The sequence below is a fragment of the Paracoccus sp. (in: a-proteobacteria) genome (genome assembly GCF_032007265.1).
GTDB lineage: Bacteria > Pseudomonadota > Alphaproteobacteria > Rhodobacterales > Rhodobacteraceae > Paracoccus.
In genome coordinates this window covers 17588-32624 of sequence record NZ_DALZMB010000040.1, presented here as the reverse complement: position 1 = coordinate 32624, position 15037 = coordinate 17588, and the positions used below count along the sequence as shown (strand labels likewise).

General features: G+C 60.4%; 16 protein-coding genes and 1 tRNA gene. 10 read left to right on the top strand and 7 right to left on the bottom strand.

Annotation, left to right across the window (positions count from 1 at the left end; translation table 11 throughout):
* On the bottom strand, window positions 1-201 hold a 201-nt coding region (locus RTS12_RS10380), incomplete at its 3' end, for a hypothetical protein (RefSeq protein ID WP_312528171.1).
* A gap of 3 nt (window positions 202-204) precedes the next feature.
* Here RTS12_RS10380 and RTS12_RS10375 point away from each other — a divergent pair.
* From RTS12_RS10375 to RTS12_RS10365, 3 genes are all read left to right on the top strand, one after another.
* Window positions 205-888 carry a M48 family metallopeptidase gene (locus tag RTS12_RS10375; RefSeq protein ID WP_312528169.1) on the top strand — a complete coding sequence of 228 codons (684 nt, stop codon included), beginning with the start codon at window positions 205-207 and terminating at the stop codon, window positions 886-888.
* Window positions 889-966: 78 nt separating this feature from the next.
* Window positions 967-2187 carry a hypothetical protein gene (locus tag RTS12_RS10370; protein WP_312528167.1) on the top strand — a complete coding sequence of 407 codons (1221 nt, stop codon included), beginning with the start codon at window positions 967-969 and terminating at the stop codon, window positions 2185-2187.
* Entirely contained in the window at window positions 2184-3536 is a 1353-nt protein-coding gene (locus tag RTS12_RS10365) for a cytochrome P450 (protein ID WP_312528165.1), read from the top strand. The genes RTS12_RS10370 and RTS12_RS10365 overlap by 4 nt, the downstream gene beginning before the upstream one ends.
* Here the strand turns inward: RTS12_RS10365 and RTS12_RS10360 are convergent.
* The 3 genes from RTS12_RS10360 to RTS12_RS10350 are packed head-to-tail and all read right to left on the bottom strand — an operon-like array spanning window position 3533 to window position 6946.
* Complete coding sequence (locus RTS12_RS10360) at window positions 3533-5005, bottom strand: carboxypeptidase M32 (protein WP_312528163.1); 1473 nt, start codon at window positions 5003-5005, stop codon at window positions 3533-3535. The two genes, RTS12_RS10365 and RTS12_RS10360, sit on opposite strands and share 4 nt — an antisense overlap.
* Entirely contained in the window at window positions 5002-6150 is a 1149-nt protein-coding gene (ctaA, locus tag RTS12_RS10355; RefSeq protein ID WP_312528162.1) for a heme A synthase, read from the bottom strand. Before ctaA ends, RTS12_RS10360 begins: the two co-directional genes overlap by 4 nt.
* A gap of 55 nt (window positions 6151-6205) precedes the next feature.
* Window positions 6206-6946, bottom strand: coding sequence for an RNA methyltransferase (locus RTS12_RS10350; RefSeq protein ID WP_312528160.1), 741 nt, complete (start codon window positions 6944-6946; stop codon window positions 6206-6208).
* An 80-nt stretch (window positions 6947-7026) separates the two neighbouring features.
* On the opposite strand from RTS12_RS10350, the gene RTS12_RS10345 reads away from it, so the two are divergent.
* Both RTS12_RS10345 and guaA read left to right on the top strand, forming a co-directional pair.
* Window positions 7027-7638: a thiamine phosphate synthase gene (locus tag RTS12_RS10345; protein WP_312528159.1), complete on the top strand. Its 612-nt coding sequence runs from the start codon at window positions 7027-7029 to the stop codon at window positions 7636-7638.
* A gap of 181 nt (window positions 7639-7819) precedes the next feature.
* Window positions 7820-9379 carry a glutamine-hydrolyzing GMP synthase gene (guaA, locus tag RTS12_RS10340; RefSeq protein WP_312528157.1) on the top strand — a complete coding sequence of 520 codons (1560 nt, stop codon included), beginning with the start codon at window positions 7820-7822 and terminating at the stop codon, window positions 9377-9379.
* A gap of 217 nt (window positions 9380-9596) precedes the next feature.
* Here guaA and RTS12_RS10335 read toward each other — a convergent pair whose 3' ends face one another.
* Both RTS12_RS10335 and RTS12_RS10330 read right to left on the bottom strand, forming a co-directional pair.
* Window positions 9597-10274 (bottom strand): GntR family transcriptional regulator, encoded by a 678-nt coding sequence (locus tag RTS12_RS10335; protein WP_312528156.1) that lies wholly within the window; start codon window positions 10272-10274, stop codon window positions 9597-9599.
* 55 nt (window positions 10275-10329) lie between these two features.
* Entirely contained in the window at window positions 10330-11025 is a 696-nt protein-coding gene (locus RTS12_RS10330; RefSeq protein ID WP_312528153.1) for a SprT family zinc-dependent metalloprotease, read from the bottom strand.
* A gap of 98 nt (window positions 11026-11123) precedes the next feature.
* Here RTS12_RS10330 and RTS12_RS10325 point away from each other — a divergent pair, with 98 nt between their 5' ends.
* From RTS12_RS10325 to RTS12_RS10305, 5 genes are all read left to right on the top strand, one after another.
* Window positions 11124-11447 (top strand): TIGR02300 family protein, encoded by a 324-nt coding sequence (locus RTS12_RS10325; protein WP_312528151.1) that lies wholly within the window; start codon window positions 11124-11126, stop codon window positions 11445-11447.
* A gap of 151 nt (window positions 11448-11598) precedes the next feature.
* Window positions 11599-11674, top strand: a tRNA-Ala gene (locus RTS12_RS10320).
* Between the two features lie 577 nt (window positions 11675-12251).
* Window positions 12252-12560 carry a hypothetical protein gene (locus tag RTS12_RS10315; protein ID WP_312528148.1) on the top strand — a complete coding sequence of 103 codons (309 nt, stop codon included), beginning with the start codon at window positions 12252-12254 and terminating at the stop codon, window positions 12558-12560.
* Window positions 12561-12692: 132 nt separating this feature from the next.
* On the top strand, window positions 12693-13367 hold the full coding sequence (locus RTS12_RS10310; protein ID WP_312528146.1) for a HutD family protein: 675 nt from the start codon (window positions 12693-12695) through the stop codon (window positions 13365-13367).
* A 145-nt stretch (window positions 13368-13512) separates the two neighbouring features.
* On the top strand, window positions 13513-13863 hold the full coding sequence (locus RTS12_RS10305) for a RidA family protein (RefSeq protein ID WP_312528144.1): 351 nt from the start codon (window positions 13513-13515) through the stop codon (window positions 13861-13863).
* Here RTS12_RS10305 and lpxB read toward each other — a convergent pair.
* Complete coding sequence (gene lpxB / locus RTS12_RS10300) at window positions 13847-15001, bottom strand: lipid-A-disaccharide synthase (protein WP_312528142.1); 1155 nt, start codon at window positions 14999-15001, stop codon at window positions 13847-13849. The two genes, RTS12_RS10305 and lpxB, sit on opposite strands and share 17 nt — an antisense overlap.
* Window positions 15002-15037: the final 36 nt, after the last annotated feature.

The window sequence follows — 15037 nt, the reverse complement described above, 5'->3', positions numbered from 1 at the left end:
CGCATGATCGATGAGATTTTTGAGGGTAAGATGGCGCCCCTGACTTTGGAAGGGTTGAGCCGGGCCATGCGCTGGTTGGGCTAGGGCCGAACCACAGGGTTGCAGTCTTTGCCGCGCGGTTAAAACAGTGGTTATTTTCGTGATGAAGAAAATCCACGGCTTCTGGTGATTGACGCCAGCCGCAGGGGCATTGATATTCAACGCATGCTGCGTTTTCTTCCCTTTATCCTGATCGGCCTTTACCTGGCCGCAATGTGGTTTTTTTCCTCATGGCGGCTCAAGCAAGACTTGCGGTCGCATTCGACCGTTCTGGATCACCCCCGGCTGAAGCCCATGCTTGAGCGGTTGGGCCGCGCCATGGAGCTGCCGCCGATTCGCGCCCATGTCTATGAGGTGGCACCTGTAAATGGGCTAGCCGCGCCGGATGGGCGCATTTACCTGACGCGCGGTTTCATCGACAAGCTGGATCAAGGGGTCGTCACGGAAGCGGAACTGGCCTCGGTGATTGCCCATGAATTGGGGCATGTTTCGCATGGCCATACGCGGCGCAGGATGGTGGATTTCGCGGGGCAGAATGCCGTGCGCATGGCGCTTGGCACGCTTTTGGGGCGATTGGTTCCTTTTTTTGGGATGTGGATTGCCAATCTGGTGACATCTGCAATCGTGGCACGGATGTCGCGCGATGATGAATATAAGGCGGATGCCTTTGCCAGCGCGCTGATGATCAAGGCAGGTCTGGGCACCGAGCCGCAAAAGAACCTGTTTCGGAAGCTGGAGACTTTAAGCGCAAGTCGCAGTACGGTTCCGGCCTGGTTGCAATCTCATCCGCCCTCGAAACAGCGCATTGCCGCGATTGAGCGGCTGGAGGCAAAATGGCGGCAGGGCTGACTTGCCGCCGCTTTGGATTTGCCTATGGTATCTCACGTGCAAGTTGAGAGCGATGCGACCCTAGCGGATGAGCCACCGATGAACCCTCCCTTTCGCCGCAGGGTTCTTTACCTTCCCGGTTATGATCCAATTCCACCGCGCCGCTATCGCGAACTGTATCATCGCGAGGGCCGCGATCAGGCCGCCATCAGCCAATATTCATTGTCATTCGGTCCCAGGCGCGATCGCACCGGCTTTGGCTGGGGCGTGAGAGGTGATTTTTCGGGGCGGCGGACGGAAAGCGAGTTCGAAGTTCTGTTGTGGGCCGATCTGGTACAGCGCTCGATGGGGCAATCGGTCTTTGCAACCTATGGGCAGCTGCTGCGAACCGCCTGGATCTATATCGGATCGGGCGCGCTTTTCAGCCTGATGCGGCTGCGTCGCGGACCGGTTCTGGCCGCACTTTACCCGGTGGTGATCTTGCTGTTGCAGCTGCTGGCGGCAATAACCGTTGCAGGGGTTGGCGCCGCGACCGTCGGCACCATCGCGGGGCGGCTGATGCCTTATGGCTATTGGCTTGGCCTGCCGGTTTTCTTAGGGGTGACCTGGGCGGCTTTGGCCTTTTGGCGGCGCATCGATGGCAAGCTCTTTGCCTATTATCTCATGCATGATTATGCATTCACGGCCGATTTGCGGGGCTCTTATCCCGACGGGCTGAACCAACGCATCAGCTGGTTTGCCACGCGCATCAATCAGGTTCTGGACGAAGACTGGGACGAGGTCCTGATCGTCGGTCATTCGTCGGGCGCCTATCTTGCGGTTTCGGTGTTGGCCGAAGTTCTTCGTAACCGGCCTGAAGATAGAGATGGTCCCAAGCTGGCGCTTTTGACGCTGGGACAGGTGGTGCCCATGGCCGCCTTCCTGCCCCGCGCTGATCGGTTGCGCCGCGATTTGCACGAGGTCTCGGCCAGCAAAGCGCTTTGTTGGGTCGATGTCTCGGCCCCCGGTGATGCGTGTTCGTTCGGGCTGTGCGATCCGGTTGCCGTTGTCGGCGTGGAACCCAAGGATCGGCAAGGGCCATTGGTCTTGTCCGCAGCCTTTCGTCAAAGTCTTTCGCCGCAAAAGCAGCGCGCCTTGCGTGGCCATTGGTTTCGACTGCATTTTCAATACCTTTGCGCATTTGACCGCCCGCGCGACTATGATTATTTCGCCATTACCGCGGGCCCGGACAGCTTGGAAGATCGCTTTGCCGGACGCAGCCACTCGCCCGGGCGCATTGCACGGCCGGTCAATCGCTATAACTCGATGGCACCTGAATGATTCCGCCTAAACCCTCGTCAAGACAGGGAAAAGCTTCTGTCTGGCGCTTTATCAAAGCCTTTCGCAGCGACATTCTCTCGGCACAGTCTGACAAACTTTATCGCGCCTGGATGGCCGAGTTTCGCAGCCCGTTCATTCATAGCTTCACTTGCAATGACCCTCAGTTGATCGATTTGATCCTGAAAAAGCGCCCGCTCGACTTTCCGAAATCCGAGAGGATGGCCGCAGGTCTGGCGCCGCTATTGGGTAATTCCTCGTTCATCTCGAACGGCGATACCTGGCGTCACCAGCGCCGCATCATCGACCAGGCCTTTGAGGGTGGACGCCTGCGCCAAAGCTTTGCGGGGATGCTGGATGCCTCGGATGCGGCCGTGCGGCGCATCGCCCCCCTAGCCCATGGTGGCGAGATCGATATCGAGCCTGAAACCGCCCATGTCGCCGCCGATGTGATCTTTCGCACGCTTTTTTCGATCCCGATTGAGGATAAAACCGCAGAAGGGGTCTTTACCGCCTTTCGTGCCCATCAAGATGCCCAGCCCATGGTAAATGCCGGCGGGCTGATGGCGCTGCCGCGCTGGTTGCATTTCCATTCACGCAAGACGCGCGACACGGCGCGAAAGATCCGCGCGATGATCGAGCATCTGGTCAGCCAGCGCGCGGCACTGATTGCGCAATCGCGTGCCCCTGATGATCTTGCAACCAAGATCATGACGACGCCCGACCCTGAAACCGGCGCGGTTTTTTCGCAAAGCGAAATGGTAAATGAAGTCGCCACCTTTTTTCTGGCGGGGCATGAAACCAGCGCCTCGGCCTTGGCATGGGCGCTATATTTGCTGTCTCGCAGCCCAGAATGGCAAGAGAAGGTCGCGCGCGAGCCCGAGGCTCGCAAGTTTTCCGAGGTCAAATCCCTTGAGGCAGCGCGGGCGGTCTTTCGAGAGGCATTGCGGCTTTACCCGCCGGTCGCCATGACCGTGCGCAGATGCAAACATGCCGAAACCTTGCGTGATCGCCCCGCGCCCAAAGGGGCGCAGCTGGTGCTTTCACCTTGGCATCTGCACCGGCATGAACGGTTGTGGGATCAGCCCGATGCCTTTGACCCGGGCCGCTGGGAAACCGAAAATGGTAAAACCTGCATGCGCGAGGCCTTTATTCCGTTTTCGGCCGGGCCAAGGGCCTGTCCGGGTGCGGGTTTTGCCATGATCGAGGGACCTTTGATCCTGTCGGCGCTGGTGCGTGCCTATCGGATCGAGCCGGGGGCGGTGCCGCCCGTGCCGGTGATGCGCCTGACGCTGCGGGGCAAGGACGGGATCAGGTTGCGCCTGACCCCGCGCCAAAGCCCACAGGACTAGAGGCGGTAGATTTCCGCGAATTTGGTCTCGAGGTAATCCAGCAGTGGCAGCTCGCTGATCGCGGCGCCGGTCGCGCGTTCGATCAGATCGCGTGGCTCGTAAAGGCCACCGTGGCGCTGCATATTCTCGCGCAACCATTCCACACCGGGTGCGGCATCGCCTTTGGCCAGCATCAGATCCAGCTCGGGCACGGCATCGCGCATCGCTGCATTCAGGCAGCCCGCATAGACATTGCCCAAAGCATAGGTCGGGAAATAGCCAAACAGCCCAACCGCCCAATGCACATCCTGCAAAACGCCATTGGCCGGGCGATCGACAGCCACGCCAAAGTCCTTAAGGAAGCGCACGTTCCAGGCCTCGGTCAGATCCTCGACCCCAAGCCGCCCCGAGACCAGGTCGCGCTCTAGATCAAAGCGCAGCATGATGTGCAGGTTGTACTGAACCTCGTCGGCTTCGGTGCGGATATAACCCGGCGTCACCCGATTGACGGTGGCATAGAAATCATCGGCATTGTCGATCTCGATCCCATCGAAAGCATCCGACATGCGCTGATAAAGCCAGCCCGTGAACGCGCGCCCCCGGCCCATCTGATTTTCATAGATGCGGCTTTGGCTTTCATGCGCCCCCATCGACACCCCACGCCCCAAAGGCGTAAAGGAATAATCTTCGTCGATGCCCAGCTCATAGCTGGAATGGCCGGTTTCGTGGATGGCCGAGTAAAGGCAGTTAAACGGATCGGTTTCAACCACCCGCGTCGTGATGCGGCTGTCTTGCCAACGCCCCGAGCTGAAAGGATGAACGGCCAGATCCATGCGCCCCCTGCTCCAGTCATAGCCAAAGGCCGTGGCACAGGTGCGTGCCAGACGCAGCTGGGTTTCCTGAGGGAAGTCACCGACCAACGGGCCGGGCTGGTAATCCGCGCCCAGAACGTCATCGCGAAGCGCAACCAGACGTGGGCGCATCGCGTCAAACATGTGTGAAAGCTGGGCTTGAGTTGCGCCCGGCTCGTAATCATTCAACAGCGCATCATAAAGATCACCGCCATCCGCCAAAGCAGCGGCTTCTTCACGCTTGAGGCTCAGCACATCATGCAGCGTGGGCAGGAAGTCATCAGGCGCGTCATTGGCGCGCGCATCGGCCCAAACGCCCTGCGACAGCGAAGTGACCCGCGCCAGCTCGGTGGCCAGGCGCGCGGGAATTTTGCAGGCGCGCTGAAAATCGCGCGCGATCAGCTGCGAAATCCGCTCTTCGACCTCGTTTTGCGGATTGGCTGCATCCAGCCATTCCCCGATACGCGGATCGGTGCGCCGCTCATGCAGCACGGACTCGATCGCAGCCATTTCTTCGGCGCGCTGTTCGGTCGCGCCGCGTGGCATGACGGTTTCCTGATCCCAACCCAGCCTTTCGGCGATCGAGGACAGCGCCTCGGTCTGACGCTGGAAAGCCAGCAGATCGTCAAAAGCGCTCATCGCAAGGTCCCTCTCACCGACGTTTCGTAAGGATAGCACGCATTGAAGCGCGCGCGAATGATCAGTGAGAAAAGAGCGACTGCGCCGACCTGATGGGTCAATGCCATATGCAGCGGCGAAGCATAGATCACGTTCATGATGCCCAATGCCACCTGCAACAACACCATCGCCATCATCAGCGAATAGGCGTTGCGCGTCGCCGGATGGGGCGATTTGCGCGATCTGGTCCAGACAACCAGCGCGAAGATAAAGACAAGATAGCCCAACATGCGGTGGATGAACTGCACCAGCCCGGCGCTTTCAAAGAAATTGTGCCAGATCGGTGTCAGATCGAAAGCGGTGTCAGGAAACCATTCGCCGCCCATTTTCGGCCAGCCCGTGAACTGACGCCCGGCGTCAATCCCCGCAACCAAAGCACCGTAAAGGATCTGGAAGAACGCCAGATGCATCAGGCCGGTCGACATGCGAAACAACTTGCCCTCGCCCGCGCGGCGCGCGCGCAGCAACTGGGCCTCGCTGCGTGACAGCAACAGCGCATACCAGACAATCAGGCCAAGGATGACAAAGGCAATCCCCAGATGGGTCGCCAACCGGTATGAGGCCACGCGCACCAGCTCGGACCCCGCCAGCCCCGAGGAAACCATCCACCAGCCGATCGCGCCCTGCAATCCACCTAGCGCGCCAAGCCCCAACAGCTTGCCCGTCCAGCCAGCCGGGATGCGACGTGCCAGCATGAAGCCGAAAAAGCCAAGCGCCCAGACCAGCCCGATCAAACGGCCCAGCAGGCGGTGGGACCACTCCCAGTAATAGATCTGCTTGAACTCATCGACCGTCATCTGCGAGTTCACTTCCTGGAACTGCGGGATCTGCTGGTATTTGACGAATTCATCCTGCCAAGCGGCCGGATCCATGGGCGGAATGGCCCCGGTCACGGGCTTCCATTCGGTGATCGACAGACCCGATCCCGTCAGCCGCGTTGCGCCGCCAAGCGCGATCATCGCCGCGACCAGAACAAAAAGTACGATCAGCCAGGCGCGGATCGCCTTGCGGGCGCCTTTTGGCGCTGTGTCGATCATCCCGCCGGCAGGAGCGGGGGCTTGCGGGGTCGATTCGGAAACGTCCTGAAAGACGGGGCGCTTGGCCATGAGCTGGTCCCTCTTAGAAGATCGCGCAAAACCCTGATGGGTTGGGCGCAAAAGGTCAATTGCGGCGAATGAGCTGGCGCAACATGCCGTGAAAAATTTGGGCGTCGGCACGGGTCAGCGGCAGGCGCGACCACAAATTACGCAACGTCAGCTTCATTCCCGGGGCCTTTTCCGCCGGAAAGAAAAAGCCCGCATCCTCAAGTCGGCTTTCCCAGTGGTCAGCCAGCTTTTCGATTTCGATCCGGGTCGCGGGAACCTCGGCGTCGGAACGGCGTCCCTGAGGGCTGGGCTGATTGGGCAAACGATCACGCGACCATTCATAGCCCGTCAGCAGCACCGCCTGTGCCAGATTAAGCGAGGGGAAATCGGGATTGACCGGCACCGTGATAATGGCATTGGCGCGGGCGACATCATCATTTTCAAGGCCCGCGCGCTCGGGGCCATAGATCAGGCCGATACGCTCGCCGCGCGCGCTGCGCTCATGTGCGTCGGCCATGGCGGTTGCGGGGGTCAGGACCGGCTTGGTCATTTCGCGTCCACGCGCAGTCGTGGCATAGGCGTGATCAATGTCAAACATCGCCTCGGCCAATGTCGGGAAAACGCGGGCACGATCCAAGACCTGCCCCGCCGCCCCCGAGGCCATGGCCACAGCACGCGGATTGGGCCAGCCGTCGCGTGGATCGACCAGACGCATCTCGGTCAGGCCAAAATTCAACATGGCGCGGGCTGCCGCACCGATATTCTCGCCCATCTGGGGGCGGACAAGGATGATAACGGGTTCCATAAGCGCGGCCATACGCCTCAACGCAAGCACTGGCAAGCGGGCCAAGCCTGCGCTATCTGCTGAGAACAGCAATAAGACCTGGGGTGAAAGCCATGACTGAAGAAATCAACGCGCCGCAGCTTTACCTCACCACCCCGGTGGGGGCCTCGCCCGAGACGGTGGGACCGATGCTTGCCGAGGTTATGGACCGCTTTCCCGTGGCCTGCCTGCGCATTCCCGGCGCGGGCAATGAAGAAGATCTGGGCCGCATGGCGGATCTGGCCCGCGAAATCGCCCATACCCGCGATGTCGCCGTGGTCATTGACGATCATGTCGAGCTGGCCGTGCGCCACGGCCTCGACGGCGTGCATCTGACCAAGGGCCCGCGCAATCTGCGCTATGTCCGCAAAGAGCTGGGCGCTGATGCCATCATCGGCGTCTTTTGCGGCAATTCGCGCCACGACGGCATCAATGCCGCCGAAGGTGGCGCCGATTACGTCAGCTTTGGGCCCTGCGGCACAACGGCACTTGGCCAGGGCGAGATCGCCGAAATGGATCTGTTCTCGTGGTGGTCCGAGATGATCGAGGTCCCCGTCGTCGCCGAGGGCGCGATGAATGCGGCCCTTGTGCGCGCCTTGCATCCGATCACCGATTTCATCTCGATCGGCCCCGAGATCTGGTCGGCCGAGGATCCCGTCACCGCCCTGACCGAGCTGTGGGGCTGACGACACTTTTCTGGTCAGGGGCGGTAATCCAAGCCCCCCTGGCCGATGCTTGCCTTTGCCTATCTGTTTTGCCGCATTGCCCCGCGCGTGCCGCATGAGCCGCCTCAGATGCGCATCGCCTGCTTTAAGACAGCCAGGCTTCACTCTTGCTCTTGGCCTCAACCCAAATTAAAGCCTTTCCATGACCCAGCATCAGCGCCTTCTCATCATCGATTTCGGTTCCCAGGTGACGCAGCTTATCGCGCGCCGCTTGCGCGAGCTGAACATCTATTGCGAAATTCACCCGTTCAACACGGTCGATGACGCCTTCCTAAGGGACTTTGCCCCTCAGGCCGTAATCCTTTCCGGCAGCCCAGCCTCGGTTCCAGCCGAAGGCAGCCCGCGTGCGCCCCAATCGCTCTGGACCGCAGGCATTCCCGTTCTGGGGATCTGCTACGGCCAGCAGCTGATGATGGATGCGCTTGGCGGCAAGGTCGAAAGCGGCCATCACGCCGAATATGGCCGGGCCTTTGTCACGCCCGAAAGCGGCCATGACAAGGATTCCATTTTCGCAGGCCTCTTCGAAGGTGGCCGCGAGGAAGTCTGGATGAGCCATGGCGACCGCGTGACCCAAATCGCGCCGGGCTTTGACATTATCGGAACCTCGCCCAATGCGCCCCTGGCCATCGTGGCGGACCCTGTCCGCAAATTCTTCGGCGTGCAGTTCCACCCCGAAGTCCACCACACGCCGAACGGCCGCCGCCTGCTTGAAAACTTCATCAAGCTTGCGGGTCTGACCGGCGATTGGACCATGGCCAGCTATCGTGACGAGGCCGTGCGCAAGATCCGCGAACAGGTTGGCGACAAGCGCGTCATCTGTGGCCTTTCGGGCGGCGTCGACAGCTCGGTTGCAGCCGTGCTGATCCACGAGGCCATTGGCGATCAGCTGACCTGCGTGTTTGTCGATCACGGCCTTCTGCGCCTCAATGAGGCCGAAGAAGTCGTCACGATGTTCCGTGACAACTATAATATCCCGCTGATCCATGCCGACGAATCCGAGCTTTTCCTCGGCGCGCTTGAAGGCGTCACCGACCCCGAGGTCAAGCGCAAGACCATCGGCAAGCTCTTCATCGACGTGTTCCAGAAATACGCCAATGATATCGACGGTGCGGAATTCCTTGCCCAGGGCACGCTTTATCCCGATGTGATCGAAAGCGTCAGCTTCGCAGGTGGCCCCTCGGTCACGATCAAATCGCACCACAACGTTGGTGGCCTGCCCGAGAAAATGGGCCTCAAACTGGTCGAGCCGCTGCGCGAACTCTTCAAGGACGAGGTCCGCGCTTTGGGTCGCGAGCTCGGCCTGCCCGCCAAATTCATCGGCCGCCACCCCTTCCCCGGACCGGGACTTGCGATCCGCTGCCCGGGCGAGGTCACGCGTGAAAAGCTCGACATCCTGCGTCAGGCCGATGCAGTCTTCATCGACCAGATCCGCAAACACGGGCTCTACGATGACATCTGGCAAGCATTCGTCGCCATCCTTCCCGTGCGCACCGTGGGCGTAATGGGCGATGGTCGCACCTATGATTTCGCCTGCGCGCTTCGCGCCGTGACCTCGGTCGACGGCATGACGGCAGACTATTACCCCTTCACCCATGAATTCCTGGGTGAGACGGCAACGCGGATCATCAATGAGGTCAAGGGCATCAACCGCTGCACCTATGACATCACCTCCAAGCCGCCGGGCACGATCGAGTGGGAATGATCCAACAGATCGACGCAAGCTGATCAAACGGCCACTGCACTATCTGATCTTGAAAAACAAACCGCCAAAAGCTTCGGCTCTTGGCGGTTTTTTTATATAGATGGTCGTGCAGTGACGGCCCCCCCCTGCGCCTTGTACCGGAAATACCGCTCCGCACCGGCGCAGGCCGCGGATTTCTTCATCATCCAAATACCCAAGAATGCACAGCCACCGGCGGCTACTTGCCCTTGCGCAACACCGAATCATTGTCATCGGCGACGGCAAGGTGGCGCAAACCATGGGTGACGTCTGTCCGTACGGCCAAACGCAATCCCGGCTCATCCCCTGCCCGCAACGAGGCCAGGATCATGCGGTGATGCCGTGGCGGCTCATTGCGACGCACCCGACCATAAACCGCGCGCATGGTGGGCCCCAGCTGCAACCAGATCGTTTCCAGGATCGCCAGCATCGCAGGCGCCTGGGCACGCAGGTAAAGCATCCGGTGAAACTCAAGGTTGCTGCGGATATAGCCCACCGCATCATGGCGCTCGGCGGCTTCGCCAATGGCCGTGTTGATCGCGGCCATGCGCTCGATCAATGCGAAATGGGCACGAGGCAGCGCGCGCGAGGCCAGCTCGGGCTCGATCAGCGCACGCAACGCCGCCAGCTCTTCAATCCGCTCGATAGACAGCTCTGGCGTGGCCATGCGCCCTGATGCGGACAGCGTCAGCGCGCCCTCTGCCACCAGCCGTCGTACCGCCTCGCGCACAGGCGTCATCGACACCTTATATTGCGCAGCAATGCCGCGCAGGGTCAGCGCCTGCCCCGGTGGAAGCTGTCCCACCATGATCTGGGCGCGCAAGCTGCGATACAGCTTCTCATGCGCATGCGGTTCAGAAGGTTTGCTACTGGACATATCGTTTTGTGATCACGCTTTACGCACGGGGTCAACTCCCCGCAACGCGCTCATCTTATGCATTGAATTGCCAGGCAAGCAATTCATGACCATGCCGCCTCAACCAGTCGCGATGATGGCTGTAGCCGGGCTTCAATGCCCCGCAGCACGTCCAGAATGCGGCCGAGTGATCCATATGGCGCAGATGCGCCACCTCATGGGCTGCGACATAGTCAAGGACATCATCGGGGGCCATCGCCAGCCGCCAGGAAAACATCAGGCGCCCGTCATGGGTGCAGCTGCCCCAACGCGACCGCGTGTCACGCAACGTCAATGCCGTGTAAGGCAGACCCAACTTTTGGGCGTGCCTGTCGCAGGCAGCGGCGATCTTGTCGCGTGCCAGCTGCTTAAGCCATGCTGCAACCACCGGCCCCGCGGGACGGCTCTGGGGCACCATCAGTTGCCCCCCTTCAAGCCGTACCAGCCGCCCGGCGCTGGGGGTGATCCTCACCCCCTCTCCGGCGACGGGTAACAAGGCACCAAATGCGACCTGCGACAGCTGTGGCACCGCCTGACGCGCCTTGCGCAGCCAATCGGCACGTGACTGCGCAAACGCCTGGCCCTCGGCGATGCTAACGGCGCGCGGCAGGGTCAGCACGATCGCCCCGCTGGCTCGCGCCACGCGCAAGGTCATGCGCCGCGCCTGCGCCGAACGGCGGACTGAAATATGCAGATCGCCGTCGATGATGATCTTGCCCTGCTCTGCGCCCATCCTGCCCGCTTACATTCTGCCCGAAAAGCCTTTGACACCCTGCGCCACCTATGGCAGGGGACAACAGATTTACCTAACCCCGGCTGAAAGAGATTGCCATGCCCAAAGAGGAATGGGGTACGAAGCGCCTGTGCCCGCATTGTAACACTCGCTTCTACGACCTCCAGCACGATCCGATGACCTGCCCGGCCTGTGGCGCAGAGTTCACCGCAGAAAGCCTGCATTCTGGCCGTAGCCGTGCCCTGATTTCGGAAAAGGCGGCAGCCCATGACGAAGATCAGGTCGATGTCGTTGATGATGAAGATCTGGACGATGACACCGACGGCGGCGATCTGGATGATGATCTGCTGGACGACGATACCGATGACGGCGATGTGTCGCTTGATGATATCGCCGATGTCGGAAGCGACGACGAAGAGTGATTTTGAAGGGGCCCTGCGGGGCCCTTTCTCTTTTCTGAACATTTTTTAAAAAAGTGGTTTTTTGAGCTTGCGGCCCTCAGGCCTGCACCATATACACCGCCTCACACGGAAGACGACGCTGAATGTAGCGACGACGACCGAGACCTCCGGTGGGGCCATAGCTCAGTTGGTAGAGCGCTTGAATGGCATTCAAGAGGTCAGGGGTTCGATTCCCCTTGGCTCCACCATTTACTCCCAGTCATGAAATTAGAAAATAAGTTCAGCGGCTTAAGGGAGTCGCCCCGTCGAGGGGTCGCTCATTTTGAGCAATGGTTTTGACCAACCTCCGGGACAGCATCTCAGGAAGGTTTTTGGCCAAAACCGCTAAATCCCCAGCTCGACAGAATTGAACCGCCCTGCCCCCGGTGCCTTCAGCATGGTTCGGTGTATTTTTCCATAGCAGCAGTTTTGAGGGCTCCACCCCTCTTGATGGAACGTCAGGTGCCAAGCCGACTTTCGGCCGCCTCGGCCGTGTTCGCGATCCGCCGCGCAACCCCAATGCGGCCCCCTTTGTGGCCTGCCCTAATCCTTGCGCAAAACCGCGGATCCTGACTTTCGGCGATGAATTAGGCTGCGACCGGGCATAGGCAGATTCGCCTATTTGGTGAGGTGAAATGCAGAATTTCACCGTTTTTTAAGGATAATTTCGGCTAAAAATAGGCACGATTACCTATAATGTGAACGATTTTGTGTGACTTGCGTTTACTCAAGCAACCTCAATCCAAAGCCGGGCGCTCAACCGGCCAAGCTACACAAGGTTTCCGTATGAACCCGAAATCCCTTTCTGAACTTTCGACCGCCATGCGTGATGCGCTCGATTCCCTGATGGACGCTTATGAGCCGGGCACCCATAATGAAATCTTCACCGAAGCCTGCATTTCTGCGACTGAATTCCTGATATGGGCAGCTGAAATGGCAGCCAGCGGGCGCAGTCAGGATGCTGGTATGAGCCGGACAATGCTTCTGGCCGCAGCGCGTGCCAAAATCGATGAAGCCGCAACCGTGTCGCATAGCGCGATGGCCGCCATGGCGCGCCGCCCGCATGTTGCCTATTCGATGGTAGCTGCCGAATAGCCTCTAGGCGCAGATTGGGCAAAAATCTGGTCGGGCGCGCGCCGTCCGACGCAGATCGCCACAAAGTGGCAGTTGGCGCAACCCGCCCGCTGGCTTAGAGAGCAAGGGACCTTTCCTTGCACGGTTTGCCCCATGTCTCAGCCGCCCCTTCGCCCTGCCCCTCATTCGGTTCAAGGGGCGCCCTTTGAACAGGCCGACCTGATAAGGCTTTTGCCCGCGAGCGGCCACCGCCGCATGCCGTGGAAGAATGGCAAGGGCGTAACGATCGAGATCGCAATCCATCCCGCCGATGCCTCGATTGACACATTCGATTGGCGTCTCAGCACCGCGACGGTCGACAGCGATGGCCCTTTTTCGGCGTTTGAGGGCATCGAGCGCAGCCTTGCCGTTCTGGACGGTGACGGCTTGGTGCTAGAGGTCGAGGGGCAGCCCACGGCCCGCCTGACAGTTGACAGCGACCCGCTTGGCTTTCCCGCAGATCGCGCGACAATGGCGCATCTGATCGGCGCGCCGGTCACGGATCTGAACGCGATGTCACGACGCGGCCATGCGCATCATCAGCTGTCGCGCCATGAGGTGGCAGGTGACAGCGAGCTGTCCTTGCAGGCCCCAGATCAAGCCTCGGCGCAAGACTCCGTGCAAGCCACCGATTACATCCTTTTTTGCGCCAATGGCGTGATCAATGTCGCGGGTCATCAGCTGGCCAAGCTGGATTGCCTGCACATTCGCGCGATGCAGGGCCTAACCCTGACCGCGAAAGGAAATGGCATGCTTTATCTGGCCCGGTTCCATTCGCACAAGATTTAGGCCGGGAATTTCTTCGGACTGCGCCAGGATTGCGCGCATCTTCCCGCGCATCTTCCATTGTGTGGCGGCTTGCGCTTTGGCATGAGTGGCGCGGGGCTTCTTGCAAGCCATTCCATCACGCAGTCAATTCGCGAAAGGATTTTCCATGTCAGAGATCACCCGCCTAGAAATCGGTGCCCGCATGAGCGAGGCCGTCATTCATAATGGCGTCATCTATCTTGCCGGTCAGGTCGGAAATCCGGGCGATTCGGTCACCAAACAGACCCAGGACATTCTGGCCGAGGTTGACCGTCTGCTGGCGCTGGCAGGCAGCGACAAGACCCGCATTCTCAAGGCTCAGATCTGGCTGGCCGACATCAATGCCGACTTCGCCGCAATGAACGCAGTCTGGGATGCTTGGGTTGCCGCAGGGCACACCCCTGCCCGCGCCACGGGCGAGGCCGCACTGGCCACCCCGGACTACAAGGTCGAGATCATCATCACCGCGGCTGTTTGATCGCTGCGATGACGGAACGCGCGGCGCGCAGGCCCGGAGCCTCGCCGCCGCGCCCCAAACGCTCCATCGTCAGATCCATGGCCGCAAGCTGGCTGGCGCGTTCCTCGGGGCGATCAAGAATTTCGGCCATTTTTGCCGCGATCGGTCCCGGCTGACAGGCCTTGCCCAGAAACTCGGGCACAACCCGGGTTTCACTGACAAGGTTAACCAAGGTCACCGTATCGGTTTTCAGCAACATCCCGATCAGCAGCCGGCTAAGCGGGGCAACGTCATAGCCGATCACCATGGGCAGACGATTGGCGGCAAGCTCCAAGCTGACGGTGCCCGAAGCCGCAAGCGCGAGATCAGCCGCGGCAAAAGCCGCACGCTTTTGGGCACTGTCTTCGATGACGATTGGGACACTGGGCCAATTCCTGCCCATCTCGCGCACCAATGGCGCCACGCCCGCTACAGTCGGGATGACCACACGAATTTCGGGCATACGGTCGCGCAGCCGCGTCAGAGCCTCGTCAAAGCGCGGACCCAGTCGGGCGACCTCGCCGCGCCGCGATCCGGGCAAGCACAGGATCAACGGCGCATCGGCCCCAATCCCGTGCAGCTCTCGAAAATCAGAGGCCTCGTCCGGGGTTGCTAGAACCTCAGACACGACCGGATGACCGACGAAGTCACAGCTCATCCCCGCCGCGCGCATCAGCGCAGGCTCGAATGGCAAGATCGCCAGCACATGATCGATGACCTTTGCCATTTTGGCCGCGCGCCCTGGCCGCCATGCCCAGACCGAGGGGGCGACATAATGGATCGTGCGCAGATCGGGGCGCAATGCGCGCGCGGCCTTGGCGACCCGCAGACAGAAATCCGGGCTATCGATCGTGATCAATGCATCGGGATTGGCATCGGCAACCGCACGAGCGGTTTGAGCGATCCGCGCCATTAGATGGCGGTACTTTGGCAAGACCTCCCAGATGCCCATGATGCTGAGTTCATCCATGGGAAACAGGCTGCCCATGCCCTGCGCCTGCATGGCCCGCCCGCCGATACCGGAAAACTCGGCCTCGGGGTCCAAGCTACGCAGACCCTTCATCAATGCCGCACCAAGATTGTCACCCGAAGGCTCTCCCGAGATCAGGAAATAGCGCAAGATCCCCTCCTGTAACTCAAGATCGACATGACCGGG